The organism is Priestia veravalensis (assembly GCF_001457055.1).
GTDB classification, from domain to species: domain Bacteria; phylum Bacillota; class Bacilli; order Bacillales; family Bacillaceae_H; genus Priestia; species Priestia flexa.
Window position 1 is genome coordinate 30,772 of sequence record NZ_KQ758629.1, and the last position, 25,429, is coordinate 56,200.

26 protein-coding genes, 1 pseudogene and 2 riboswitches are annotated in these 25,429 nt (G+C 39.4%); of the genes and pseudogenes, 2 read left to right on the forward strand and 25 right to left on the reverse strand.

What is annotated here, in order from left to right; translation table 11 throughout:
* Positions 1 to 91: 91 nt before the first annotated feature.
* From AS180_RS02940 to AS180_RS02950, 3 genes are all read right to left on the reverse strand, one after another.
* The gene (locus AS180_RS02940; protein ID WP_062686358.1) at positions 92 to 1,582 is read right to left on the reverse strand and encodes a cobyric acid synthase; all 1,491 of its coding nucleotides are present in this window, start codon (positions 1,580 to 1,582) and stop codon (positions 92 to 94) included.
* A 107-nt stretch (positions 1,583 to 1,689) separates the two neighbouring features.
* Positions 1,690 to 1,874: riboswitch (cobalamin riboswitch) on the reverse strand.
* Positions 1,873 to 3,333 carry a sodium/pantothenate symporter gene (panF, locus tag AS180_RS02945; RefSeq protein ID WP_025910083.1) on the reverse strand — a complete coding sequence of 487 codons (1,461 nt, stop codon included), beginning with the start codon at positions 3,331 to 3,333 and terminating at the stop codon, positions 1,873 to 1,875. (Overlaps the previous riboswitch by 2 nt.)
* Positions 3,330 to 3,608 (reverse strand): YhdT family protein, encoded by a 279-nt coding sequence (locus AS180_RS02950; protein ID WP_025910081.1) that lies wholly within the window; start codon positions 3,606 to 3,608, stop codon positions 3,330 to 3,332. Before AS180_RS02950 ends, panF begins: the two co-directional genes overlap by 4 nt.
* 193 nt (positions 3,609 to 3,801) lie before the next feature.
* On the opposite strand from AS180_RS02950, the gene AS180_RS02955 reads away from it, so the two are divergent.
* A complete protein-coding gene (locus AS180_RS02955) occupies positions 3,802 to 4,368 on the forward strand; it encodes a YdcF family protein (RefSeq protein WP_062686360.1) in 567 nt (188 codons plus the stop codon).
* A 176-nt stretch (positions 4,369 to 4,544) separates the two neighbouring features.
* The gene (locus AS180_RS02960) at positions 4,545 to 4,868 is read left to right on the forward strand and encodes a winged helix-turn-helix transcriptional regulator (RefSeq protein WP_025910077.1); all 324 of its coding nucleotides are present in this window, start codon (positions 4,545 to 4,547) and stop codon (positions 4,866 to 4,868) included.
* A gap of 47 nt (positions 4,869 to 4,915) precedes the next feature.
* On the opposite strand, the gene metE is transcribed toward AS180_RS02960, so the two are convergent.
* From metE to AS180_RS03070, 22 genes and pseudogenes are all read right to left on the reverse strand, one after another.
* A complete protein-coding gene (gene metE / locus AS180_RS02965; protein ID WP_025910075.1) occupies positions 4,916 to 7,192 on the reverse strand; it encodes a 5-methyltetrahydropteroyltriglutamate--homocysteine S-methyltransferase in 2,277 nt (758 codons plus the stop codon).
* A gap of 141 nt (positions 7,193 to 7,333) precedes the next feature.
* A riboswitch (cobalamin riboswitch) is annotated at positions 7,334 to 7,520 on the reverse strand.
* 177 nt (positions 7,521 to 7,697) lie between these two features.
* Positions 7,698 to 8,447 (reverse strand): glucose 1-dehydrogenase, encoded by a 750-nt coding sequence (locus tag AS180_RS02970; protein ID WP_025910074.1) that lies wholly within the window; start codon positions 8,445 to 8,447, stop codon positions 7,698 to 7,700.
* 24 nt (positions 8,448 to 8,471) lie between these two features.
* Positions 8,472 to 9,440 (reverse strand): DHH family phosphoesterase, encoded by a 969-nt coding sequence (locus AS180_RS02975; RefSeq protein WP_025910072.1) that lies wholly within the window; start codon positions 9,438 to 9,440, stop codon positions 8,472 to 8,474.
* 129 nt (positions 9,441 to 9,569) lie between these two features.
* Positions 9,570 to 10,790 carry a dicarboxylate/amino acid:cation symporter gene (locus AS180_RS02980; protein WP_025910071.1) on the reverse strand — a complete coding sequence of 407 codons (1,221 nt, stop codon included), beginning with the start codon at positions 10,788 to 10,790 and terminating at the stop codon, positions 9,570 to 9,572.
* 228 nt (positions 10,791 to 11,018) lie between these two features.
* Positions 11,019 to 11,300 carry a hypothetical protein gene (locus AS180_RS02985; protein ID WP_062686361.1) on the reverse strand — a complete coding sequence of 94 codons (282 nt, stop codon included), beginning with the start codon at positions 11,298 to 11,300 and terminating at the stop codon, positions 11,019 to 11,021.
* 116 nt (positions 11,301 to 11,416) lie between these two features.
* Positions 11,417 to 12,139 carry a hypothetical protein gene (locus tag AS180_RS02990; RefSeq protein ID WP_025910069.1) on the reverse strand — a complete coding sequence of 241 codons (723 nt, stop codon included), beginning with the start codon at positions 12,137 to 12,139 and terminating at the stop codon, positions 11,417 to 11,419.
* Between the two features lie 140 nt (positions 12,140 to 12,279).
* Complete coding sequence (locus AS180_RS02995; protein WP_025910068.1) at positions 12,280 to 13,341, reverse strand: phytoene desaturase family protein; 1,062 nt, start codon at positions 13,339 to 13,341, stop codon at positions 12,280 to 12,282.
* On the reverse strand, positions 13,272 to 13,682 hold the full coding sequence (locus AS180_RS03000) for a lysophospholipid acyltransferase family protein (RefSeq protein WP_051567150.1): 411 nt from the start codon (positions 13,680 to 13,682) through the stop codon (positions 13,272 to 13,274). The genes AS180_RS02995 and AS180_RS03000 overlap by 70 nt, the downstream gene beginning before the upstream one ends.
* Positions 13,683 to 13,869: 187 nt before the next feature.
* A pseudogene (locus tag AS180_RS03005) lies at positions 13,870 to 14,341 on the reverse strand (hypothetical protein).
* Between the two features lie 166 nt (positions 14,342 to 14,507).
* Positions 14,508 to 15,323: an urease accessory protein UreD gene (locus tag AS180_RS03010; RefSeq protein ID WP_025910066.1), complete on the reverse strand. Its 816-nt coding sequence runs from the start codon at positions 15,321 to 15,323 to the stop codon at positions 14,508 to 14,510.
* Entirely contained in the window at positions 15,320 to 15,934 is a 615-nt protein-coding gene (gene ureG / locus AS180_RS03015; protein WP_025910064.1) for an urease accessory protein UreG, read from the reverse strand. The genes AS180_RS03010 and ureG overlap by 4 nt, the downstream gene beginning before the upstream one ends.
* Positions 15,935 to 15,981: 47 nt before the next feature.
* Positions 15,982 to 16,668 (reverse strand): urease accessory protein UreF, encoded by a 687-nt coding sequence (locus AS180_RS03020; protein WP_025910063.1) that lies wholly within the window; start codon positions 16,666 to 16,668, stop codon positions 15,982 to 15,984.
* The gene (gene ureE / locus AS180_RS03025; RefSeq protein ID WP_025910062.1) at positions 16,661 to 17,107 is read right to left on the reverse strand and encodes an urease accessory protein UreE; all 447 of its coding nucleotides are present in this window, start codon (positions 17,105 to 17,107) and stop codon (positions 16,661 to 16,663) included. The genes AS180_RS03020 and ureE overlap by 8 nt, the downstream gene beginning before the upstream one ends.
* 14 nt (positions 17,108 to 17,121) lie before the next feature.
* Entirely contained in the window at positions 17,122 to 18,831 is a 1,710-nt protein-coding gene (ureC, locus tag AS180_RS03030) for an urease subunit alpha (RefSeq protein ID WP_025910061.1), read from the reverse strand.
* Between the two features lie 7 nt (positions 18,832 to 18,838).
* Positions 18,839 to 19,162 (reverse strand): urease subunit beta, encoded by a 324-nt coding sequence (locus AS180_RS03035; RefSeq protein WP_025910060.1) that lies wholly within the window; start codon positions 19,160 to 19,162, stop codon positions 18,839 to 18,841.
* Positions 19,163 to 19,174: 12 nt separating this feature from the next.
* Positions 19,175 to 19,477: an urease subunit gamma gene (locus tag AS180_RS03040; protein ID WP_025910059.1), complete on the reverse strand. Its 303-nt coding sequence runs from the start codon at positions 19,475 to 19,477 to the stop codon at positions 19,175 to 19,177.
* Between the two features lie 14 nt (positions 19,478 to 19,491).
* A complete protein-coding gene (gene urtE / locus AS180_RS03045; protein ID WP_025910058.1) occupies positions 19,492 to 20,193 on the reverse strand; it encodes an urea ABC transporter ATP-binding subunit UrtE in 702 nt (233 codons plus the stop codon).
* Positions 20,187 to 20,939 carry an urea ABC transporter ATP-binding protein UrtD gene (gene urtD / locus AS180_RS03050; RefSeq protein WP_025910057.1) on the reverse strand — a complete coding sequence of 251 codons (753 nt, stop codon included), beginning with the start codon at positions 20,937 to 20,939 and terminating at the stop codon, positions 20,187 to 20,189. The genes urtE and urtD overlap by 7 nt, the downstream gene beginning before the upstream one ends.
* Entirely contained in the window at positions 20,914 to 21,984 is a 1,071-nt protein-coding gene (gene urtC, locus AS180_RS03055) for an urea ABC transporter permease subunit UrtC (RefSeq protein ID WP_025910056.1), read from the reverse strand. Before urtC ends, urtD begins: the two co-directional genes overlap by 26 nt.
* Before the next feature lie 13 nt (positions 21,985 to 21,997).
* Positions 21,998 to 22,900 carry an urea ABC transporter permease subunit UrtB gene (urtB, locus tag AS180_RS03060; protein ID WP_025910054.1) on the reverse strand — a complete coding sequence of 301 codons (903 nt, stop codon included), beginning with the start codon at positions 22,898 to 22,900 and terminating at the stop codon, positions 21,998 to 22,000.
* 76 nt (positions 22,901 to 22,976) lie between these two features.
* Entirely contained in the window at positions 22,977 to 24,218 is a 1,242-nt protein-coding gene (gene urtA, locus AS180_RS03065; protein WP_025910053.1) for an urea ABC transporter substrate-binding protein, read from the reverse strand.
* Between the two features lie 329 nt (positions 24,219 to 24,547).
* Positions 24,548 to 25,414, reverse strand: coding sequence for a 3D domain-containing protein (locus AS180_RS03070; protein WP_025910052.1), 867 nt, complete (start codon positions 25,412 to 25,414; stop codon positions 24,548 to 24,550).
* Between the last annotated feature and the right edge of the window lie 15 nt (positions 25,415 to 25,429).

Here is a 25,429-nt window from a genome sequence, read left to right on the forward strand (position 1 = left end):
AACTCCCTCTATCGGAAACCGAGGGCCGGGATTTTAACCTTTTTGTAAAGAATCTTTTACAGATAGCACGCCCCAACCGTTTGATAGTGAATTACTTTTTATATTCACTCATGATTTCATAAATTTGTTTCATATCAATTGCTTTTCGTACATGTGCAGCCAGCTTTTGAAAAGACTCTTCCTTTCGCGCCCTACTATTAAACGTTTTCTTAATCGGCACTAATCCTTTTTGCTGTCGAATATCGTTTAAATATGCACGTCGAAAGCCATCATTATGAAAAACATCATGTATGTATGTACCAATGACGCGACCAAAAACTGCTCCTTCTTTTATACCATTTAGCTCAGCAAAATGTACAGTTGGCTTGGTAGACGTTGTTTCGCCCATATGAATTTCGTAACCTTCAATTTGATAGGACTCATCGTGTAAAATAGCCCTTCCCGTTACCCGTTCTGTTCGCTTATTTGTTTTCATTACAGTTTCAATAGGTAAAAGACCTAGCCCTTTAACAGATTTTTGGGTTGATTCCACTTCATTTGGGTCACTTATCACTTCACCTAAAATTTGATACCCACCGCAGATTCCAGCAATATCCACCTTATTCTTCTTTGTCAAAATAGCTTCTGCTAAGCCCGTTTCATACAAGTACTTTGCGTCTTCTAACGTATTCTTGCTCCCAGGTAAAATGATTAAATCAGGCGTTCCAAGCTGAGAAGGTTTTGTCACAAGCCTTACGTGGCAATCATCTTCAAAACGAATAGGATCTAGATCTGTAAAGTTCGACATGCGAGGATAAGAAATAACGGCAACATCAAGTTCTTTAGCTGGATTTGGAAGAGTAGGGTACGTAGTTAAAGCAAGTGAATCTTCTGCATCAATCTCCACATCATCCAGATAAGGAACGACGCCTAGAACAGGAAGTCCCGTATACTCTTCAAACCAATCAAGCCCTGGTTGCAACAGCGACAAGTCACCTCGAAATTTATTAATAATCACACCTACCACTTTTGACTTATGCTCTTTTGGAAGCAGCTGAATTGTTCCTACTAAGCTAGCAAAAACGCCTCCCTTATCGATATCTCCTACTAAAATAACGGGAGACTGTGCAATATCAGCCACTCGCATATTCACAAGTTCACGGTCGTTTAAGTTAATTTCAGCAGGTCTCCCTGCTCCTTCAATGACAATATGCTCGTACTCAGAAGCAAGCTCTTCATACGCTTTGGTGATAATCTCACGTCCGGTTTCAAAGAAATCTTTCCTATACTCGTACGCATACATATTTTGCAAAGGAACACCATGAACGACGACCTGCGCCTCATACTCTCTTGTCGGTTTGATTAAAACCGGATTCATATTGGTCGTTGCTTCCACTCCAGCAGCTTCAGCTTGAATTCCTTGAGCACGTCCAATCTCTTTTCCATCCTTTGTAATATAAGAGTTAAGTGCCATATTTTGTGATTTAAACGGCGCTGTTTTGAAACCATCTTCTGCAAAAATTCGGCAAAAAGCAGTTGTAAGTAAACTTTTTCCAGCGTCCGAGTGCGTTCCTTGAATCATAAGAGGAATTGCTTTTTTCATCTGTATCACGCCTTTCATAGCAAAAAGCCTTGGCTAAAAACCAAGGCTTCATGACAACATCTTCATTCTTTTGATGTGCACGTCACCTATTTTCCCCGCCGAAAAATAAGAGTTAATGTTTAAAAGCAGGTCTCCTGGCTTGTGCTTCACTTTACTTCTGCACCTTCCTAGCTCATTGCTAGCAGTTTGTTGCAGGTTCATCCACACTTACAGTAGCGGGGGCTGCATCGGATTTCCACCGATTTCCCTATTATCCTTAAACGCATAAGGCACTTTTAAAACATAATCGTTTATAAATATTTTTTACGAAGCTGTTCTTGTAGGTTCTTTGTTTTTGATTGTGTCATTATACTTGCAGTTACAAAAACCAATAAAGACAGAACAACGGGAAGCACAACCGTATGCATGCCAAATGGGTTAGGAGCGTATGTGTGAATTAAAATATACACTAAAAGCCCCGTCACCATTCCCGAAATTGCTCCATATTTATTTCCTTTTGTCCAATATAATCCTAACACAATTGGCCAAATAAATACTGCTTCAAGTCCACCAAATGAAAATAAGTTAAACCAAATGAGTAAATCAGGTGGGTTAATAGCAAACAAAAATACTAAAATTCCAATAATCATTGTTGTTAAGAAGCTCCATCTTTTCACCTGCTGCTCTTTTGCTTTCGGATTAACGTAGTTTAAATACAAATCTTTTACAATAGCAGAGCTAATGATTAATAAAATAGAGTCTACCGTCGACATAATGGCTGCCATCGGCGCAGCAAGTACAACTCCTGCTAACCAAGGTGGTAATACTTCAAGAGTTAACGTCGGCATCACAGTGTCTCCCACTTCAATTCCTGGAATTACAGCACGAGCAAACACACCAATAAGATGCATCCCTAACATAATCACACCAACTACTACCGTACCGATAAGCATGGCTTGATGCATCGCTTTCGAGTTTTTATAAGACATCGCTCGAACGGCCACCTGTGGCAGTCCCACAACTCCTACTCCAACTAAAATCCAAAACGATGACACATAAAGCGGTGTTAATGAACGATCTGCTCCGTACGGGCTCACAAGATTTGGATTTTCATTCACTAAGTCTTTCATGATTGCTTCGACACCGCCGCCAGCATAAATAGTAGCGATTAGTAAAATAATCGTCCCTACAAGCATTACAATTCCCTGCAGGGCATCGGTTAGTACGACAGCACGAAACCCACCAATTGATACATAAACAAGTACGGTGACTGCAAAGATGACAAGCGCACTTTTGTATGAAATGCCTACAAAACCTTCAATTAATCTAGCTCCTCCAACCCACTGAGCAGCTAAAGAAGCAAATAGAAAAAGGACAATGCTTACAGCAGAAACAATCACAACAATATTGCTTTCATATCGCTTTTTCAAAAAATCAACAAGCGTAACGGCATTCATCTTTCGCGAAACAATGGCGAATTTTTTGCCAAGAGTTGTGAGAACAAAGTAACCTGTTACAACTTGAATCACGGACAATAGTACCCAAGCAAGTCCGGTTTGATATGCTGTACCAGGACCACCAATAAAGCTGCTCGCACTTCCGTACGTCGCGACCATCGTCATGGCAAGAACAAACCCTCCAAGCTCTCTGCTTCCTAGAAAATAATCATTAATAAATGAACTTGCCGTGCTTGTTTTTTTAGCGGTAATAAAGCCAATCGCAAAAATTAATAGAACAAACACAACAAGAGGAACAACAACAGCCCAGTTCATTCGCTCTCACCTCTTTCTTCATCTTCTAAAGGAAGATCTGAAAAGAAAAAGCGAACAATAATCCAGACCAGTAAAATAATGAGCGGGATTCCAAGTATGCAGCTATAAAAAAACCAGGCCGGAAACCCCAATATGTATGTATACTCTGATACGGGCTTTGAACCAAGTCCGTACGCAAAACCAAACCACCATGCAAAGTGGAAAAGAGCCAGACCGATACCGATTAAAGCTTCTTTATGTGCGATTCGATAACGCCAATCGGCTTTTTTCTTCATGTTCGTTCTCTCCTTCTTTGAAATGTTGCAGAAGATGTGCATAATGATTATAACGTTCCAAAACATATGAAGCTATCCCTTTTGCTAAATTCATGACATTTTTTCCTATTTACCGCTTAAATATTAAATAAATACTACTTTTTATACCAATTACTGCATTATACTAAATAGGAATAAACGATGGGAGTAGCTTATGAAAAGAAAATTTATCTACGTACTTACTTCTTTACTAATTGGATACGTGTTGTTTGCGTCATATCATATTTATTCTGCAGCTAGTTCACCTCCTCCAAAAAACGCAGACTACATTATGATTCTTGGAGCTAAGGTAAATGGAAAAGAGCTATCTTTAAGTTTACGAGAGCGCATGATTACTGCGCTGCGTTATCTAGAAGATAATCCTTCAACTATTGCTATTGTCTCAGGTGGACAAGGTGATGATGAAGACATCTCTGAAGCGGAAGCGATGTCTACTTTTTTAGTAAATCACGGCGTTGACTCTGCTCGCATTATACAAGAAAATCAATCTACTTCCACTTATGAAAACTTTCTCTATACCAAAAAGCTTATTGATATCAATGACAAACATATTGTACTCGTCAGCAACCAGTTTCATTTATACCGCGCATCACTGATTGCCAAAAGACAAGGATATAACGTATACCCATTAGGTGCAGAAACACCAAACGTCGTGAAGCTTCAATCATATGGTCGTGAGTATGCAGCAATTATTAAAACTTGGCTATTTGATCGTGAATAAGCCATTTCGTTTTTTAGATAGATAAGTAATTGGTTATTAACTAGTTTCTCTCAACAGCTTTACTTCAATACTCCTTTCGCTTACTTTATGTAAGGTTCTTCTCTTTGGTCGTGAAGTTTTAAGAAGTGTAGCACCTAATGCTTTGTGCTATAATATGTGTTATAGGAGTGAAACAAATGAATCAATCAACCTTATGTCCACGCTTTGAAAAAGCAATGACGATTTTAAGTCAGCGCTGGACCGGGCTCATTATTTATAAGCTTCTGTCTGGACCCCAGCGTTTTTGTGCCATCGAATCATCCATTTCAGTAAGCGGCCGCGTACTATCAGAACGCTTGAAAGACCTTGAACAACAAGGGATTGTCAAGCGTGAGGTCTTTCCAGAAACGCCTGTACGCATCGAGTATTCCTTGACGGAAAAAGGAAAAGCGCTTGAACCTATTATGATAGAAATTGAAAAATGGTCGCAGCAATGGCTGGAACAAGATAATTTGTCATAACGTAAACAAAGAACCCCCATATAAAAGGGGGTTTTCTTTGTTTCATTTTATTGTGCGACTGCTGCTAACTTTTCACGATACTTCTTCGTAACGTTTACCATTTGAGTTAAAGCATCGATTACCTGCTTTTCATTTCGTGTTTTCAAACCGCAGTCTGGATTAACCCAAAATTGTGCTGGGTTTAACACGCGAAGAGCACGGTCAAGATTATTTGTCATTTCTTCAAAGCTTGGAATACGAGGGCTATGAATGTCGTAAATGCCAAGCCCGATTTCTTTATCGTATGAATACTGCTCGAATGAAGAAATAATATTGCCATGACTTCTGGATGCTTCAATTGAAATGACATCTGCGTCTAGTGCAGAGATTGTGTCAATCATGTCATCAAATTTCGAATAGCACATATGCGTATGAATTTGCGTTGTATCTTCTACACCCGTTGTTGCTAGACGGAACGCTTCAACAGTAGCATTTAAATACGCGGCTTGCTTTTCAGCTCGAATTGGCAATCCTTCTCGCAGCGCAGGTTCATCTACTTGTATCATGTGAACACCGGCTTCTTCAAGCGCTTTAACTTCTTTTCGAATGGCTAATGCAATTTGATTCATGCTTTCATACTTCGAGATGTCTGTACGTGGGAATGACCAGTTTAAGATGGTAATTGGCCCCGTCAGCATTCCTTTTACGACTTTTTCGGTTAAACTTTGTGCATAGACAATTTCTTTAACCGTCATCGGCTCGACTAAATAGACATCTCCGTATACAACAGGTGGTCTTACGCAGCGTGAACCATATGATTGAACCCAACCGTTTTTCGTTGTTAACATTCCGCCTAAGCGCTCACCAAAAAATTCAACCATATCCGTACGTTCAAACTCACCGTGAACCAGCACATCAATACCAATTTCTTCTTGAACCTCAATCCAGCGCTTTGTTTCTTCTTTTATAAACGCTTCATACTGTTCGTTCGTTAACTGACCTTGCTTCCATTTTAAGCGCTTCGAACGAACCTCTGCTGTTTGTGGCAAGCTTCCAATTGTTGTAGTTGGTAAAAGCGGTAAATCAAACTTTTCTTTTTGCAAACGCTGGCGCTCAGCCACAGAAGCACGAGATAAGGCTTGATCATCAATCTGTTCTAGCTCTGCTCTCGTTTTCGTGTGAACGCGGTTTGCAACCTTCGAAAATGCCTCAATCTCTTGCTGATGTGCTTTTACTGCTTCGCTATCCCCTTTTAAAAGGTCCTTTAAAAGTTCTAGCTCAGTCAGCTTTTCTTCAGCAAAACTTAAGCCTGCTCGAATATCAGCTGGTAGCTCTTGTTCAGTTTCTACCGTTACAGGGACATGAAGCAGTGTACTAGATGGCTGAACAATTACCTCTTCTTTACCCACTAATTTTTGCAATTCACTTACAAGTGCAGCTTTTTCAATTAAGTTACTTTTCCACACGTTACGACCATCAATAACGCCTGCAAAAAGCTTTTTCCCTTTTGGAAAACCGTGTGCTTTTATCGCTTCACTATTTTTTCTCTCATCATGTACAAAATCCAACCCAAAAGCATTCACAGGAAGGTTCACAACAGATTGGTAATTATCTAATGCTTCAAAATACGTTTGGATGATAAGATTAGCACCAGGTACTTCCTCTGAAATACGCTGATAAAATGCCTCAACCTCCTTCCAGTACCCTTCTGCTTTATTCGTTACAAAAATTGGTTCATCAATTTGAATCCACTCTGCTCCCGCTTCATGTAACTCCTTAATCACTTGAATATAAAGCGGAGTTAATTGAGCAAATAAGCTTGATACTTCTTCTTGTTTAAATCCTTTGCCTAATAAGATAAAGGTTGCTGGCCCAATTAGAAGAGGCTTACCGTTAAGTGCCAATTCGTCCTTTGCTTTTTGCCAATATGCTAATGGTCTGTTTTCATTCAATGCCGGCGTTACGTCAGTAAACTCTGGGACAATGTAGTGATAGTTGGTATTAAACCACTTAGTCATCTCACATGCCTCTGCTTCTTTGTTCCCTCTTGCCATTGCATAATATGTATCAAGAGCGGATAGATTTTGCTTTTTGAAACGAGCTGGAATAATATTAAACATAACCGCCGTATCAAGCATGTGATCGTAATAACTAAAGTCACCTACTGAAACAAAATCAATCCCCTTATCTTTTTGAATACGAAGCTGATTAACATACAACTCATGAAGTTGGTTGTGCAGCTCTGCTTCCGTTGTTTCCTGCTTCCAATAAGCTTCAATTGCTTTTTTCCATTCTCTGTTTCTACCGATTCTTGGATACCCAATTGTTGCTGTATTCACTGTCATTTCAATCTCCTCGTTTCGTCTATTTTTCTGCAATAAAAAACTCTCTGGAAAGAGAGTTAGACGACAGCTTTAAGAAGTATTGAACAACATATACTTTTGTTTCAATACCAAGCTAATCACCTCTCCCTATTACGCGTAGGTTGTGAGTGCAAACAACAGGCAGGTCTCCTGACTTAGAATCATCACCTATTATCACCTTCCCGTTTCATAAACAGTGGTTTACTGATAATAGGCTCCTCCTTACAGTGGCGCGACCGTGTCGGATTTTCACCGATCTTCCCTTTTAAGCTAAAACAAGTGTCTTAGCACCTTTTGCATGAACATATTCACTTTATACACTAATTCCTTTTCAATTAGGAATTGAACATAACGATACATGATTTCGATAAGTAAATCAAGTCTGATTTTTCTAAATTTTAAAAAGAATACGCTTTCATATAACTGTGTTTTTATACAAAATAAAAATAGCAGGCTATAGGTATAGCCTATAGCCTGCTTACTTTAGTTAATGTTCATAAATCATCTTGCGCGTCATTCCACCATCGACAACTACGTTTGTCCCCGTTACAAAATCATTGTCTGGATGCGTCAGGTAAAGGCACGCTTTTGCAATATCTGCTGGAGTGCCAACTCGGTTAGACGGATGCTGAGCATGATCAACATCTCGAAGCTCCTCATATTGCTGAGTTTCAATCCAGCCAGGAGAAATTGCGTTGACGGTAATCTTGTCTGGTCCAAGTGAAATGGCAAGAGCATGCGTTAGCGCCACAATGCCACCTTTTGTAGCAGCGTATGCTTCGGTGTGTGGCTCTGACATAACGGCACGCGTAGAAGCTAAGTTTACAATTGAACCACCTATTTTGTTATTTCGCATCACTTTGGCAGCTTCTCTTGAGCATAAAAATACGCTTCGTAAATTAAGATTTATGATATCATCCCATTCATCTAGCGTTAACTCATACGGAGACTTCCACTTTGTTACTCCAGCATTATTAACCAGAATGTTAATCGTACCATAAGCTGAAACAGTTTCTTTCATGAGGTTGATAACATCCTCTTCTTTTCTTACATCTGTGTGAATAAACATTGCCTGTGCACCTGCTTCACGCAGCGTTTTAGCATGCTTCTCCCCTTGTTCTTCATCAATATCTGCGATTATCACTTTGGCACCTTTTTTGGCATAGGCGCTTGCCACACCTTTTCCAATTCCATTTGCGCCACCAGTTACCACAACAACCTCACGTTCAAATGTCAAAGTCATCCCTCCTCTACACTTAGTTTATTCACTTTTTTCGTCTGGTTGAAACAAGTGGTCGGTTACAAATAGCTTGAAGGTTTCGCTCGTTAATTTGCAGCCGGATGCTTTTGGATGGCCTCCACCACCAATGTGACCCACGATTTCAGCTAAATTAATCTTATCTTTCACTGCTCGAAACCCTAGCTTTTTCCTTCCCATATCAACCATTACTGAAAAGTCGATTTCTTCATGCTCTAGGCATAATGCATTTCCCAACTCTGACTGATATGTATCTGCGAACACAATCCCTACCTTGTATTTTTGCTCTGCAATCTCTACTTCTGCTTGCATCATTTGCTTTTGTTTGTCATAGATATATTTTTCAATTCGCTTCTCTTCAGCTTCAAGTAAAATCGCGTGCTTTTCTGTAAATTCAAAGCTTTGACTGGCACCAGTATAAGATGCTTGTAGCGTTTCGTGAACCGTATCTTTAAACTCTTCATGAGAAATTAAGTAGTAAAGGTGATTAAGTCTTTTTGCTTTTTCATTTTTCTCGTGAAACCAATCCCACGTATCGAATAAACGTACAAGCTCTACGTATTCATCCAGCATCTTCGTACGTTCCAACATCTTGTTTTCTAGTAGATATGTATAAAAAAGCGATGTAGCTGCTGTTTTCGTCCCATTCTTATCTTCTGGTATCACATGGACCCAATCGTATTTTTCAGAAAGAGGAAGTGCAGAAATATGATGATCAATAAGCGTAACCTTTTGACCATTTTTCACAAGTTCATCCAGCTTAGCTGCTACTTCATCATTTACGCTAATATCCGTTATGTATAAGTCTTGTCCATCATTATCTTCTTCTATAAAATGCAGCACCGTATCGTTTATGCGTCCGATTCCTACCGTGTCGTAATCAAGGTTCTCATCACCAAATGCTAAGCGAGCTAATAAAGCTGGGCTTACCCCATCTAAATCATTATGTGAAATTAACTTTACTTTTGTCATCAAAAAACTCCTTTAAATCGTTATCAATTACTCATTCACTTTAGTATGCGTGAATCTTTTTCCATTATAGCAAGGAATGAAAAAAAATGCGTACATCCTCACCTTTCATAAGGATGTACGCACAAAAATTCACGATGCTTGCTGATTCGCTTTTTCTTTTGATTTCTTCTCATATGAGTCTACAACAACAGAAGCTGCAGCATCTCCGACAATATTAACCGACGTACGGAACATATCAAGAATACGATCGATTGCTGCAATTAAAGCAATTCCTTCAACTGGAAGGTTGACGGCTGCTAGTACCATTGTTAACATAATCATCCCTGCACCTGGCACGCCCGCAGTACCAATTGATGCAATGGTAGTTGTAAACATGATTAGTAAAATTTCACTCATACCGAGATCAATTCCATAAAATTGTGCAATAAATAGCGCAGCAACACCTTGGTAAATCGCACTACCGTCCATATTCATTGTGGCACCTAACGGTAAAACAAAGCTTGCTGTTTCCTTTGAAACGCCAAGGTTTTCCTGAACGTTTTTCATTGAAACAGGTAGCGTTGCACCACTACTTGCTGTACTAAAAGCTACAAGGCCGGCTGGTGCTATTCCTTTTAAAAATGTAAGTGGACTCATCCCAGCAAAGCCTTTAACCGCAAGAGAATACACAACGAGAAGCTGCGTTAAACAACCTAATGCTACAGCAATAATCACCTTAGCGAGAGGTGCTAAAACAGCTAAACCATACTCACCAATAATTGGTGCTACCATTCCAAAGATACCAATTGGTGCAATGACCATGATACCACTTGTAATTTTAAACATGACTGTGGAAAAAGATTCAAATAGCTTTTGAATTGGCTTTGCTGGCTCTCCTACAAATAAAATCCCTAAACCAATTGCAATTGCCATAAAGATAATTTGTAGGATATTCCCTTCCATTAACGCTGCAAATGGATTTTCCGGAATCATGTTTAACAACGTCTCCGTAAGCGTTGGTGCTTCTCCACTCGGCGCAGTGGCTCCTTGCTGTAACGACACGTTAGCTCCTGTACCAGGTGATAAAATCACAGCATATACGATACCAATCGTCACAGCAATCAACGTTGTAAAGAGGTAGAAAACAATCGTTCTCCCTCCCATACTAAAAAGCTGCTTGGTATCTTGTAAACTTGTTACGCCTACAATGAGCGTCGTTAAAATCAAAGGCGCCATAATAAACTTAATGAGCCTTAGAAACAAATCGCCAAGCGGCTGCACGACAGACATCTTGTCTCCAAAGATGAGTCCGAGCGCAACAGCTACGACGAATGCTACTAAAACCTGCGTTAGTAACGATGGTTTTTTCATAGTTGTTCTCTCCTCATAATGATATTCCCGCTGTATCCCATCGCCTTAACTGCTACGCAGCAACTCCCCTTTTTTGCATATTTATACATATTTTGTTCACTGCATACTATACACTTTCCGTTTATCACACTACCATCTTATTCTCCATAAAGACACGTGTCAACCCTCAAAAAACTAAAAAAACGAACAAAAAAATGAGAATAGTCATCTTTGTTCGTTTTTTTAAAATCAATTGGGAGAAATCCCTTTAAAGAAGATATGTAAAATTTCCAGCGACTTATTTTTATCAAATGTAGCTATCTCATGAGGAGCTAGCTGATCAAAATGATTGCTTCTAAGAGACGAACAATAGCTGTTCCAATCTTTTTGGTTTGTCTGAACACGTTCGTTCCATTGCGCTACGGTCACTCGCTTTCCGCGGGGAGGAACCTGAGCTTCCTCGCTGCGCTGCGGGATCTCCGTTTTCCCTCTCTTTCCCGCAGGAGTCGAGTGTCCTACGTTCCATTCCACCCTGTTTCCAACATTGTTTTCACAATCAACCAAAAAACCTGAACGATTAAAAGTTATGAACTCTCAGTCGTTCAGGTATATCATTGGCTGAATTACTTATGTCTCAGCCTTTTTCTTCATCCTGCTTTCATAGGTATATTGCGGTCTTGTTGGTAAATGTCATAAACTAAAAAGCTAAATGCGTAGTAAAATGCAATGATTGCAATCGAATCTGACATAATATACATAGCGCCCAAACCAACTCCAACAACTAATGTCTGAAGGCTTAAACGATCTTTTTGAAACGCTAACTGTGACATGAAATAACCTAAACCGATTAAAACGGCTAGTACCCAGCTATTTTGAATTTGTAGAACATCATGAATATAGATATAAAGACTTGGAAAATATACCAGCGTTTCTACTACGCTTGAAGTTCCACTGTATGTAAGCCACCACTTGCGTTCTCGTTTCGTTTTTGGAACCGTTGCCTCAATTGAAGTAGGCATCTCCTGTTCCATAAATACCGTTTCTCCATGATCTTTCATCCATTGAAGCATAATTGACAATACAATAAACCCTAAAAAGATAAGCAATAATAAGTACTCAACCCAGGCTGGAAACATGTTCTTTTGCTGTATGGTATCCAAGTATACCGTTTGAAGACCCCACTTCTCTACTGGTAGCGCATAGTACAGCATAATGACTACGTAAAGAAGTAAAATAAGAACATAAAAAAACGATTGTTCTTTATAATATCGAACTTTTTTCTCTTCAGATATTATTCGTCTGACCATAATACTTTCAAAATAAGGACGAACAATACTGATGATCACGACTAAACAAGTAAATGCAATCATAAACCGCTTTAATCACCTTTTCACTTTTCATTATGTAATCAACTTTCCGTATGGTTTCTTATACAAAAAAGCTGCTGTTCTTATCAATGGTTTCCTTTTCCTATAGTATCAAATATATGAAGTTATTTACAATGAAAATATTATGTGGAAATTAAGTTGGCCACGTTTATACCACTGATTGTAACCATTGGTGACCCACCTCCTGGATGAGTTGTTCCACCGACAAAATAAAGCCCTCTTACGTCTTTGGACACGTTGCTGGGCCGTAGAAAGCTATCCATTTTCCGATTAGCACTAATACCGTAAAGAGCCCCTTTATACGCTCCGAATTGCTTTTCAATCCAGCTTGGTGTAATGACTTTTTGCCATGATAAGGTAGATGTAATATCGATATCGAACCTCTTTAGCTTTTCATAGATAACTTGTTCGTACCCATTATCATTACTCATTCCTGCTGGTGCGTTGACAAGAATAAATAAGTTATCACCAGGCGCTACGCTTCTATCTGTATAAGAAGAATTACAAATGTAGATTGTTGGATCTGATGGAAGCTGCTTTTTCTCAAACAGTTCATAGAATTCTCTTTTATAATCTTCTTCAAAGTATACTTGGTGATGAATAAGCGAGTCGTTTCTATTTTTTGTTCCAGATAAAATGACATAAGCTGAAATAGAGGGTTCAAATTTACTAACCATCTTATTTGTAAAATGCGGGCGGTTCGCTTCATCTACCAGAAACGGGTAGGCTTGCAGTAGGTCACCATTAACAATAATTGAGTCTGCGGGCAGTTTTTCACCATTCTCAAGCTTAATTCCCACTGCTTTCTTGTTCTTCACCTGCACTTTTTCTACTTGTTCATTCAGCACTAAAGTTCCTCCTGCTTTTTGAAATACCGTAGCAAATCCTTCAGCGATTCTAGGGTTCCCCCCCTGAACATAGTAAACTTCTTCGTTCATTTCTAAATGACCAATTAATGAAAAGGTAGCAGGTGAAACGTATGGTGAAGAGCCTATATACGTGGCGTAACGATTGAATGCGTTAATCACTTTTTCATTTTCAAAAAAACGCCTGTGAAAAGAATCAATTGTTTCAAATGGCTTCACTTTAAGAAGGCTCGTAAACAAAGACGGGTTCATATAATCTTTCCACGATGAAAACGTTCGATAAAAGAACTGATTTTGTGCCTCACCTTCTCTTTCCACCAAGTTAGCCACTCGCTCAACGTTTTTCTACCCGTCATAAACACGTCAAATGTTGAAAGGTCCTCGCTAACAAGCTTACTTTTAATGCTATCTAACTCAGTAGTTACGGCCTGCTCTAGCTTATGAGTTAATTCACTTCGACTTGTTTCTGTATTTACTTCTATACGTTTACCCACTTTAATAAATAGCTCTGGACGCTGATCATGACGAAAACTATAGTAATATGCAATTGGAATAGCTTGTACACCCTTTTCTTTTAACATGATAAAAGATGGGCCGTCCGAAAATTGCAGAGGTCGCTTCTCTAAATGTTCTTCCTTTCCCTGTGGAAAAATCCACACCCCTTTTTTCTCTTAACAATTCCCTTGCATACAGGAGCGATTTCATAATATGCTTTGGCGAGGCTTGATTAACCGAAAATGCTCTATTTTCAATATATTCTTCACTATGTTATGTACAACCATATCTATATTTGGCATAAAAATAGACATGAAAGATAAGCTGAAGAATTTAACTTTCATTTCATGTCTATGGCGTAGCATTTGCTTTTTTAGCTAGTAAAAGCTGAATCGGCAATCCAACTATCAGTCCTGGAATCACAGACAGCATCGGTAGCCAAATCGGCCCAAGCAGTACTCCGTTAATTTTCACAACTGAAGCATACATGATGCCTACTGTTACAAAGTAAGCACAGCATGCAAACGGTATAAACGAGTAAAGAGGAGGGGGATCTGCTTCTGCATCTTTAAAACCATCCCACATTGCAAAAAAATACAAGCATGGGTAAAACATAATCCACTGCATGTCTACAGTTGCTAACGCCTGTTCAGTTTCACCTAAAAAACTTAATTGTATTGCAGAGTTAAAATGTGCGCCCATATTGATTAAAAATTCTAATACTATAAACACAATCCCTTTTACGTACTGCTTGTTTAATAATTGACTAAACCCTGGGGGCAATATTCCACAAGATCGCTTCTAGCCTAGTCAAAAAATTCATTCTCACAATTTAGAATATATACAGGGGGCACTCGGCATGGTAATTGTTTTTTCATCCTTATCTACCTCGCATTGATTTACCAATAGTTTTAGTAAAGGAGAAAAATTTATACCCCTAAATGTAATTTTCTGTAAGTTCACTTAACACCATTACTCAAAGGCAGCTCTTAATATTTACGAAGATGAACCACCTCTAAGCCTAACAGGCGCTTTCTCAGGAACTGAAAACATCTATTAATAATACTTTCAAGCGTTTTTGTATCATTTCCCAAAATTCTAATGGCACATCCATTAATCGCTAATTTTGAAATCCCTATATATCCATGCTGCTCTTCACTTATTACTTCATCATACAATTCATCAATGACCGAATCGATAATTCCTTCAGCCACTGCTAAAAAAGAACCGAAATGTGTGTAGCCCTCCATTTTCATAATCGCATGGATGTCTTCATGAGGCGATAAAAACAAATGGTCAAACACCATTAACTGATTGTTTTGATAAACTTTGAGCTTCGAACGCAGTGAATCATACTTAAATATCTCTCCATTAGGTGACCAGCCTGGCGTAATAACGTCAGAGATAAAAAATGTTGCTTTCTCTTCCATATGTACAGTTGTTTCTTGTATAAACTGCGCATCTTCGTATAAAATAAGCGGATCTGGAAGGTATTCAATCACTGCTCCTTTTTTTAAGAGCAGCTCTGTTTCCTGAACTACAGGTGCGTTTGGCGTTCGGTATACTTTTGTTGCAGCCTGTGTCGTCAAGCATAAATGTGCACCCTCTTCAGCCGTAATACACGCTTTATAACGGTCTCCACCAACATATCCACCTCCTACATGTAGAAGGTAGATTGTTGGGGTATGCTCTTCCATGTAAATTGGGCGAGCCACCTTAAAAGCTCCGTCATGATATGTGTTATAAACAACCGTCTTACCTTTCACCTTGTGCGACTCAAGCTTTAAATAGCCTGTATAGCTCATGATTTAATGCCGATAAGCAATACTTCTTTTTTGATCCACTGAATTACTTCATCCAGTCCTTGATCCTTTTTCAAATTTGTAAATACAAAAGGCTTTTTACCTCGGGCTGCAATTGTATCTTCTTTCATTACATCTAAGCTTGCACCAACATACGGAGCTAAATCCGTCTTATTAATAATAAACAAGTCTGATTTAATCATTCCTTGTCCACCTTTACGCGGAATCTTTTCACCCTGAGCGACGTCAATAATATAAATAGAAAAATCGACAAGTTCTGGACTAAACGTTGCTGCTAAATTATCTCCACCGCTTTCCACAAAGATCAGCTCAACGTCAGGATGTCTTTCAACCAGCTCGTCGATTGCCGCAAAGTTCATAGAAGCATCTTCTCGAATAGCGGTATGCGGACAACCTCCTGTTTCCACACCAATGATGCGTTCTTGAGGTAATACGCTATTTTTCACTAAAAACTGAGCATCTTCTTTTGTATAGATATCATTTGTAATAACGGCCATGCTTAGCTCACTTTGCAGTGCTCTCGTTAGTCTTTCTACAAGCATCGTTTTCCCCGCCCCTACAGGACCTCCAATACCAATTCTCATTGCATTCATTTTTTCGCCTTCGCCACAAAGGCTTCCCTCCCTTATATCGTTTTGTATTAAGACATAAATAAGCGAACGTGCAGACGTTCATGCTGCATTTGAGCGATTTCAAGACCGGGCATCATTGCACCAAGCTCACTTGAATCCGCTTGAAGAATATTCATTACTGCCTGGTCAATTTTCTCATGAAAAGCAAGCGAAATTCGTTGACCATCTGTTTGTCCAATTGGGATACCACGAACTGCATTTTGAATAAGCGATGACACAGTGGCGTACAAATGCGTAGAAACAGCTGTTTGTTTACACACCTGTAATTGCTCAGCTATAATGGCAAAAACAATTGATGGATGACCAAAACACTCCTTCCGCTGAATCTCTTGTTCGTAGCATTCTAAAAGCTTCCCACCAAACAGATCGACGCAAAGCTTGACCATTCTCTGACCAATTCTCCTTGTCCCTTCTCTTGTTTCTTTTGCTAGCGCCAGTGCATACAGCTCTTGATCTAATTCCTTTATTTTCTGAAGGTGCCCTTCTGAAGCAAATTCATATGCCAGTCGGCAAGCTAACCCATCTGTATAAGTAAGCTGTGTTTCAACATACGTACTAAGAGCTTCTGAAAACGTAACAGCATTTATAATTCGCTCTTTTTGAATATAGGTTTCCATGCCAAATGAATGTGAAAAAGCGCCGGATGGAAAGTTTGAATCACACAGCTGTACAAGCGCTAACAGTTGATTAGTCATGACTATGTCCAATATGTCTAAATGCTTTTTGAACCGTTCTTTTTTCACGCTTATACGGAATGCTTAGCTCGTTAAGAAGCTCTTCGACTAAATAATCATATTGAACAAGCATTTCGTTTTCTTCAAATTGAGCTGGCAGATGCCGGTTTCCAAGCTGATGAGCAATCTCCCCCATCTGCTTAATACTTGTGGGTTGAATCGTTAATAAGTCATCTGCTATTACTTGAATAACAATCATATTCTTCTCATCCATATAAAGCACATCACCATCTACAAGCTCACGATTGTCTTTCAAACGAATTCCTAGTTCTTTACCGTGATCGGTCACAACTCGCTGCACGCGCTTTAATAGATGATCACTTTCTAAATACACTTTTTCAATATGTGGCGCTTTCTTTTCTAGCGTAGCGACATTTCCAACAATTTGCTCGATTAACATTGTTTGTTTTCACCTCAAAATAAAAAGTATCGTTGTGCCATAGGCAATACTTCTGCTGGCTCACACGTAATTAATTCATCATCCACTCGCACTTCGTACGTTTGTGGATCCACATCAATTTTAGGCATTTCACCATTTAGCTTCATGTCCGTTTTACTTAGTGAACGAATCCCTTTTACAGGCTTAATCCGTTTCTCCAATCCCAAGGTTCGATGTACTCCTCGGTTATATGCAGCTTGCGAGATAAATGTTATCGACGTTTTACTGCGTGCTTTCCCGAAAGAAGCAAACATCGGGCGATATAGAACCGGCTGAGGAGTAGGTATAGAGGCATTAGGATCACCCATTTGACTGTGAGCAATCATTCCGCCTTTAATAATCAACTCTGGCTTTACACCAAAAAACGCTGGATCCCAAACGACTAAGTCTGCAAGCTTACCAACTTCTACTGAACCTACGTATTCTGAAATGCCGTGGGTGATAGCTGGATTAATTGTATATTTTGCGATATATCGCTTAATCCGTTCATTATCACCAATACCGTTATCACCTTTTAGTTTTCCTCTTTGCTTTTTCATCTTATCTGCTGTTTGCCACGTTCTCGTAATCACTTCACCAACACGACCCATTGCTTGCGAATCAGAAGAGATCATGCTAAAAACTCCAAGGTCATGCAGAATATCTTCAGCTGCAATCGTTTCTTTACGAATACGGGAATCTGCAAATGCAATATCTTCTGGTACAGAAGGATCTAGGTGATGACAAACCATCAGCATATCTAAATGTTCTTCTAGAGTGTTAATCGTATACGGTCTAGTTGGATTCGTTGATGACGGCAGAATGTTCTTAAAGCTTGCCATCTTCATAATGTCAGGTGCATGTCCACCACCTGCTCCTTCCGTATGATACGTATGAATAACACGATTTCCAATTGCTCTCATCGTATCTTCGACAAACCCACCTTCATTTAGCGTATCTGTGTGAATCGCAATCTGTACATCATATTCATCCGCAACTTGCAGACTTGTATCGATTGCTGATGCGGTGGTACCCCAATCTTCATGAAGCTTAAGGCCAATCGCTCCAGCCTCAATTTGTTCGATAAGAGGCGTTTTTGCTGATGCATTCCCTTTACCTAAAAAGCCTAAATTCATGGAAAAAGCCTCAGCTGCTTCTAGCATCCGCTCGATATACCACGCTCCAGGTGTACACGTCGTCGCGTTTGTTCCCGTTGCAGGACCTGTCCCTCCTCCAATCATTGTTGTTACTCCAGACGATAAGGCGGTTTCAATTTGTTGTGGACAGATAAAGTGAATGTGCGCATCAATTCCTCCAGCCGTCACAATTTTTCCTTCCGCAGCAATAATTTCTGTACTAGCCCCAATAACAAGATCAACATCATCCATTAATAATGGATTTCCCGCTTTTCCAATGGTTTGAATCATGCCATCTTTTACACCAATATCTGCTTTGTATATCCCCGTATAATCCATGATGATGGCATTCGTAAAAACAAGATCTGCTGCTTCACTTCTTGTCGCAAGAGGATGCTGTCCCATCCCATCACGGATGACTTTTCCTCCCCCAAACTTCACTTCATCACCATAGGTTGTAAAGTCCTGTTCAATTTCAATAAAAAGGTCGGTATCCGCTAGCCTTACAGCATCTCCAACCGTCGGCCCAAACATATCTGCATACTGTTTTCTTGACATTTTAAAGCTCATGTTCGACCTACTCCTCTTTTAGCTGGCCCGTGGGTCCATTTGTTTTATTATTTAATCCATATACATGCTGTGATCCTGAAAAGGGTACAAGCTGTACATTTTTAGGATCACCTGGTTCAAAGCGAACGGCCGTACCAGCAGGAATATTCAAGTGATAGCCAAACGCTTCTTTGCGGTTAAACTCTAATCCGTAATTAACTTCATAGAAATGAAAATGAGATCCCACTTGAATAGGACGATCACCTCGGTTGGTTACTAACATCTCGACTATACCCTTATCTTTGTTACAAACAATTTCATCTTTACGTAACTTGTATTCTCCGGGAATCACTTCTTCTCCCCCCTATCGAATTGGATCATGTATCGTCACAAGTTTTGTTCCATCTGGAAACGTTGCTTCTACTTGAATATCATGAATCATTTCAGGAATACCTTCCATTACATCATCTCGTGACAAGATTTGTGTTCCGAGCTGCATTAATTCGGCAACAGTTCGACCATCTCTGGCGCCTTCTGTTATTTCATATGTAATAACGGCAACTGCTTCTGGATAGTTCAGTTTTAGCCCCCGCTTTTGCCTACGCCTCGCAAGGTCTGCAGCGACAACCACCATAAGTTTTTCTTGCTCTCGTTGTGTGAGTTTCATTTAAACCTCCCTTTCTATACTACTAAATGCTTTTGAATAGCTTCTAAGTTCACATTTTTTGAATCTCCTTGTGCAACAATTCGACCATGATCTAAAATGTAAAAAAAGTCCGAACAAGCTAGTGCTAAATCTACGTTATGCTCTACTAAAACGATGCCAACACCTTGTTCTCTAGCAATTTTAATAATGACCCTTTCAATAAGCTGAACAATAGAGGGTTGTATTCCTTCCATTGGTTCATCCAGCAACAAAAGTTCAGGATTTCCTACTAAAGCACGGGCAATCGCAAGCTGCTGCTGTTGACCACCGCTTAAATCACCTCCTTTCCTCTGTAACATTTCATGAAGAACTGGAAACAGCTCAAACACATGTGATGGAATAACGTCTTTTTTTGGTTTTTTTTGAAGCGCTTCAAGACCTAACAATAAATTTTCCTCTACTGTTAATGTTGAAAAGATATCCCTTCCTTGAGGAACATAACCTATCCCTTTTTTTGCTCGCTGCTCTGGTCTAAGACCTTTTACGGAGTGATTTCTCCAAACAACATCTCCTGCACTCGGCTTCAGTAAACCCATTAGTGTTTTCATTAACGTTGTTTTTCCAACTCCATTACGCCCAAGAACTGCAATAATTTTTCCTTTTTCAACTTTAATTGAAACGTCACGTAAGATCGTGGTTTCATCATACCCCGCTTGTAGATTTGCTACATTTAGCATGTTTGCTTCCTCCTCCCAAGGTATACTTCTTGAACGTGCTCATTTTCTTGAACATCTGTCATATTACCTTCGCAAAGTATTTTCCCTTCATGCATGACCGTAACTTGCTTAGAATACTTTCTGACAAAATCCATATCGTGCTCCACTACAAGTACAGAACATGACGCGGAGATCTCATGCATTAATTCACCGGTTTTTTCTCGTTCTTTCCCAGTCATTCCAGCAATGGGCTCATCTAGAAGTAACAAGCTTGGGTTTTGCATAAGCTGCATTCCAATCTCTAGCCATTGCTTTTGCCCATGTGATAACTCTCCAGCTTGCTTGTATACGAAGTCTTGCAAACCAATTTGCTCAAGTACTTTTTCAATATGATTTTTTGTCTCTCCAGTCATTCTGGCAAATAAAACAGAGGTGAGATTTCTTTTTTGCCTGATTGATAGTTCCAAATTTTCAAACACACTTAACTGTGAGAAGATAGAAGGGTTTTGAAACTTTCTTGCAATTCCCTTTTGAACAATTTTATGTTCTTGAAGGCTTCCAAGGTTAACCACCTCTTCAAACAAAACTCTTCCAGATGTTGCTTTTGTTTTCCCACAGATGACATCTAAAATTGTTGTCTTCCCAGCCCCGTTAGGACCAATTAAAAACCTCACTTCATTCGGTTCAATCATTAAGTCCACACCCTGCAAGGCTTTGAATCCATCAAAATCAACCATAACATTATCGCACCATAGTATCTGGCTCATGAGATTTCTCCTTTCTAGATTTAAGCTTTTTAAATTTGTTCTGTATTGATTGAACAAGTCCAGCCATACCATTCGGTAAGAACAACACGACTACAATAAACAATAAACCTAAAAGGATTAGCCAAATATCTGGGTATGTCTCGCTAAATAAACTTTTCGCACCATTTGTAAAGATAGCACCAAACACAGCACCAAGAAGAGAATGTCGCCCTCCAATCGCTACCCATAAAACCATTTCGATAGATGGCGTTATGCCCATCATTGCAGGTGAAATAATCCCTACCTGAAGAACAAACAACATACCTGCTACACCAGCAAAAGCAGCTGATAAAGAATATACAAACACTTTATAAGAAGTTGGATTAAAACCTAGAAAACGAACGCGGTTTTCACCATCTCGTATAGCCATTAATACTTTCCCAGCTCTACTTTTAGTTAGCCAGATGGAAAGTGCAAAAACAATTGCCAATACACCTACTGTGACAAAGTAAAGAATTTGTTGAACAAAAGAATCCGCTAATGACATCCCCAAAAATGTATAAAAGCTGGTAAGACCATTTGTTCCTCCTGTTAAATCTTGTTTTCCAATAAATAAAGTGACTACAACGACAACAATTGCTTGAGAAATTAACGAAAAATAAACCCCACGGATGCGATTTTTAAACGTAAAGTAACCAAGAACTGTTGCTAACAGCATTGGTACTATGATCCCTGCACCAATTGCAAATACGGGGTTCGTAAACGGCTTCCAAAAAGCAGGAAGAGTCGTAACGCCACTCCACTCCATAAAATCTGGAAGACCAGTAGTCGAACCTTCTAGCTTTAGATACATGCCCATGCAATAAGCTCCTAGTCCAAAAAACACGCCATGCCCTAAGCTTAAAATACCTGTATAGCCCCATATTAAAGAAATTCCTATTGCCACAATGGCATAGCATAAAAACTTCGCTAATAAACCCAAACGAAACTCTTGCAGGAAAAGTGGTGCTACTAGAAAGCCAATAAGTACAACGATATATATAGCATATGTGCGATTAAATTTCATGGATAATCCTCCTTTAATCCAATGAGCGTGTTCGCATACTTACAAGGCCAGACGGCTTCCATTGTAAAAATGCAATAATTAGTGCAAACACAATTACTTTTGCAATGGTGGCGCTCGTTGTATATTCAATCGTTGTACTTAAAATCCCAATTCCTAAGGCGCCAATCACTGTTCCTGTCAGCTTGCCAATCCCACCTAATATTACAATCATAAACGCATCAATAATATAGTTGGTACCAATTGAAGGTCCAATTGGTCCAATAACTGTGAGTGCGCAACCTGCAAGGCCCGCAAAACCTGAACCTAACGCAAAGGCATAGCTATCTACCTTCTTGGTTGAAACCCCTAAGCAAGAAGCCATTTCTCGATTAAGCATAACGGCTTTCATTTTTCGACCAATTGCTGTTTTATAAAGGAAATAAGAAAGGCCAACTATGCTAAAAACAGCTAATGCTAAAATAAAAAGCCTTTTATACGGAAGAGTTGCCCCAAGAATACTAAATCCACCGTCTAGCCAATCGGGTGTCTTAACTGCTACATTCGGCGCTCCAAATATAGAACGAGCCGCTTGTTGTAAAATTAAACTCACTCCCCACGTGGCTAGCAAACTATCTAACGGACGATCATACAAAAAACGAATGACGGTCTTTTCAATGATTATTCCTAATACTGCGCTGATTAAAAATGCTAAAGGAATTGCTAGAATAAAATAATAAGCAAGCATTTGCTGAGGTAAATATGAAGAAACAATTTGTTGTACCACATAAGTAGTGTAGGCACCCACCATAATTAATTCGCCATGCGCCATATTAATTACATTCATTAGTCCAAACGTAATCGCAAGTCCTAACGCAATAAGAAGCATGATTGACCCTAAACTTAATCCATTAAAGAGCTGTGTAATAAAAATGGACAATAAAATGACTCCTCTCTATCTTCAAAAGATAAGATGTATACTTAGCACATCTTATCTTTTGAAAGCTTAGTAATCACTATTTTTTATTGCTGAGTGAAGCTCCCCATTCATAGCTTTCAAGGTATGGATCAGGCTTAATCGATTCACCGGATTTCCATACTTCTTTAAACTGACCGTCAGCTTGCACTTGACCGATTCGAGCTGTTTTCCAGATATGCTGATTAGCTCCTTCTATTTTCACTACTCCACTCGGCGCATTAAATTCAATTCCATCAGCTGCTTTCTTCACTTTATCAATCTCAAAGCTTCCTGCTTTCTCCACCGCTTTGGCCCATAAATATACTGCTGTATAGGCAGCTTCTATTGGGTCACCAGTTACGCGGTCATCTCCGTATTTCTTTTTATAGTTTGCTACAAATTCTTCATTTTCGGGAGTGTCTGTTGTTTGATAGTAATTCCAAGATGCATAATGCCCCTCTAATACAGAGGCACCAATTCCTCTTATCTCTTCTTCTGCTACGCTTACAGATAGTACCGGAATATCAGCAGAAGTAATACCAACATCTTTTAATTGTTTAAAGAAAGCAACATTACTGTCACCGTTTAATGTATTGAATATTACATCAGGCTTCGCGTCTTTAATTTTACTAATTAGCGTGCTATAATCTGTGTGCCCAAGAGGTGTATATTCTTCCCCAGCTAACGCGCCCCCTTCTGCTTTCAACTGAGATTTAATGACTTTGTTAGCTGTTCGTGGAAACACATAGTCTGAACCTATTAGAAAAACTTTTTTTCCTTTATTTTCAAGCAACCATGTGACAGCAGGTACAATTTGCTGGTTAGTTGTGGCGCCCGTATAGAATATGTTAGGTGATGACTCCATTCCTTCATATTGGACTGGGTACCATAACAAGCCGTTATTTTGTTCAACTACAGGCAGCATCGCTTTACGACTCGCTGACGTCCATCCTCCAAAGATTGTTGCTACTTGATCTTTTTGCAAAAGTTTTTTTGCCTTTTCAGCAAACGTAGGCCAATCAGAAGCTCCATCTTCAATTACAGGCTCAATTTTTTTACCAAGCACTCCTCCTGATGCATTTATTTCATCAATGGCCATCAATTCTGCATCGCGCAATGAAACTTCACTAATAGACATGGTTCCACTTAGTGAATGTAAAACCCCCACTTTCACAGTGTCCCCAGATGTATCTATCATCGCTTTTTGCCCTTCTGTGCTAGTTGTTTTCCCGCAACCTGCAAGAACAAGCGTTGAGACTGCTATAGCTGATAAAACTGTTTTCCAACTGATTGGTTTCAATTGTGCCACTCCTTATCACATTCTAATTATTTGTGTTATAATTAGAATTAGGCATACATACCCCAATTTGTTATGCCCAATTCAAGCTTCTCACCGCCATGAGAAGCTTTTTATGTATAAACCTCCCTTCACATCATCATGTTATTTTTCCTCACATCCGATGATATTTCTAATTATAATAAATTTTCTGACAAAATCAAGGTATTTTTTGAAACCTTTCCCAGAAAGCGCTAACATTAAAGGTGTTTTTTTGTAGATTATTCGTTTTCTGTATGTAATCATAAAAAAGAGATGCCTGAAATCAGACATCTCTTTTTTCTTATACACTATTAATCTAATACTGTAATGTTAACTGTTTTACGACCCCATTGCTCTGCATCAGCTTGTGCAGGAACAAATACGTCGATTTTATTACCTTTAATCGCTCCGCCAGTATCAGCAGCGATTGCTTCTCCATAGCCTTCAACATATACTTTTGAACCTAATGGGATTACGCTAGGATCTACAGCAATTACTTTTTGGTTTGGATTTGCTTTCAAATCTACTCCCGTAGCAGTTACACCGCTACATCCTTCACAGCTAGCTGTATACGCAGTTGCTTCAACTGTTAACTGCTTACCGCTCTGTTGTGATTGTTCAGCAGGTTGTTCTTCTTTAGCTGGCTCAGGTTGTGGGGCTGGTGCAGCAGCTTCCTGAGCTGGCTCTTGTTTTTGTTCAGCTTCTGGTGCCGGTTGTTCGGCTGGTTCTTCTTTAGGCGCCGGCGCAGCTTCTTGCACTGGTTCAGCTTTTGGTGCTGGAGCTGGTTGTGCTACAGCTTGTGAACCTCCACTTGTTTCAATAGCAAAGACCTGACCTGGAATGATAAGATCATTTCCTAATCCGTTCCAAGCTTTAATTTGCTCTACTGTTACGCCATACTTTTGGCTGATTGACCATAATGTATCGCCGCGCTCAACTTTATGTGTAATTTCTTTTATGATTGATACATTTAAATTTTGTTCTGGATGAATAATCGTTGATGTTAAGTTATTTGCATCTTTTAATTCGTCAACGCTCACATCGTGGTTTTGAGCGATGCTCCATAACGTATCACCTTTTTGGACTTGATACGTGTCGTTTCCACTTGCAGATGCTCCACCTGCAAATCCTGCTGAAAGGATTGCTGTTGTTCCTAGAGTAAATATAAATTTCTTCATTTACGAATACCTCCT

What these genes read in the sequence shown, in the direction of transcription:
- AS180_RS02940 (WP_062686358.1), bottom strand. Translation starts at nt 1,582, where the DNA reads ATGAAAAAAGCAATTCCTCTTATGATTCAAGGAACGCACTCGGACGCT.
- panF (WP_025910083.1), bottom strand. Translation starts at nt 3,333, where the DNA reads ATGAACTGGGCTGTTGTTGTTCCTCTTGTTGTGTTTGTTCTATTAATT.
- AS180_RS02950 (WP_025910081.1), bottom strand. Translation starts at nt 3,608, where the DNA reads ATGAAGAAAAAAGCCGATTGGCGTTATCGAATCGCACATAAAGAAGCT.
- AS180_RS02955 (WP_062686360.1), top strand. Translation starts at nt 3,802, where the DNA reads ATGAAAAGAAAATTTATCTACGTACTTACTTCTTTACTAATTGGATAC.
- AS180_RS02960 (WP_025910077.1), top strand. Translation starts at nt 4,545, where the DNA reads ATGAATCAATCAACCTTATGTCCACGCTTTGAAAAAGCAATGACGATT.
- metE (WP_025910075.1), bottom strand. Translation starts at nt 7,192, where the DNA reads ATGACAGTGAATACAGCAACAATTGGGTATCCAAGAATCGGTAGAAAC.
- AS180_RS02975 (WP_025910072.1), bottom strand. Translation starts at nt 9,440, where the DNA reads ATGACAAAAGTAAAGTTAATTTCACATAATGATTTAGATGGGGTAAGC.
- AS180_RS02980 (WP_025910071.1), bottom strand. Translation starts at nt 10,790, where the DNA reads ATGAAAAAACCATCGTTACTAACGCAGGTTTTAGTAGCATTCGTCGTA.
- AS180_RS02990 (WP_025910069.1), bottom strand. Translation starts at nt 12,139, where the DNA reads ATGATTGCATTTACTTGTTTAGTCGTGATCATCAGTATTGTTCGTCCT.
- AS180_RS03010 (WP_025910066.1), bottom strand. Translation starts at nt 15,323, where the DNA reads ATGAGCTATACAGGCTATTTAAAGCTTGAGTCGCACAAGGTGAAAGGT.
- ureG (WP_025910064.1), bottom strand. Translation starts at nt 15,934, where the DNA reads ATGAATGCAATGAGAATTGGTATTGGAGGTCCTGTAGGGGCGGGGAAA.
- AS180_RS03020 (WP_025910063.1), bottom strand. Translation starts at nt 16,668, where the DNA reads ATGACTAATCAACTGTTAGCGCTTGTACAGCTGTGTGATTCAAACTTT.
- ureE (WP_025910062.1), bottom strand. Translation starts at nt 17,107, where the DNA reads ATGTTAATCGAGCAAATTGTTGGAAATGTCGCTACGCTAGAAAAGAAA.
- ureC (WP_025910061.1), bottom strand. Translation starts at nt 18,831, where the DNA reads ATGAGCTTTAAAATGTCAAGAAAACAGTATGCAGATATGTTTGGGCCG.
- AS180_RS03040 (WP_025910059.1), bottom strand. Translation starts at nt 19,477, where the DNA reads ATGAAACTCACACAACGAGAGCAAGAAAAACTTATGGTGGTTGTCGCT.
- urtE (WP_025910058.1), bottom strand. Translation starts at nt 20,193, where the DNA reads ATGCTAAATGTAGCAAATCTACAAGCGGGGTATGATGAAACCACGATC.
- urtD (WP_025910057.1), bottom strand. Translation starts at nt 20,939, where the DNA reads ATGAGCCAGATACTATGGTGCGATAATGTTATGGTTGATTTTGATGGA.
- urtC (WP_025910056.1), bottom strand. Translation starts at nt 21,984, where the DNA reads ATGAAATTTAATCGCACATATGCTATATATATCGTTGTACTTATTGGC.
- AS180_RS03070 (WP_025910052.1), bottom strand. Translation starts at nt 25,414, where the DNA reads ATGAAGAAATTTATATTTACTCTAGGAACAACAGCAATCCTTTCAGCA.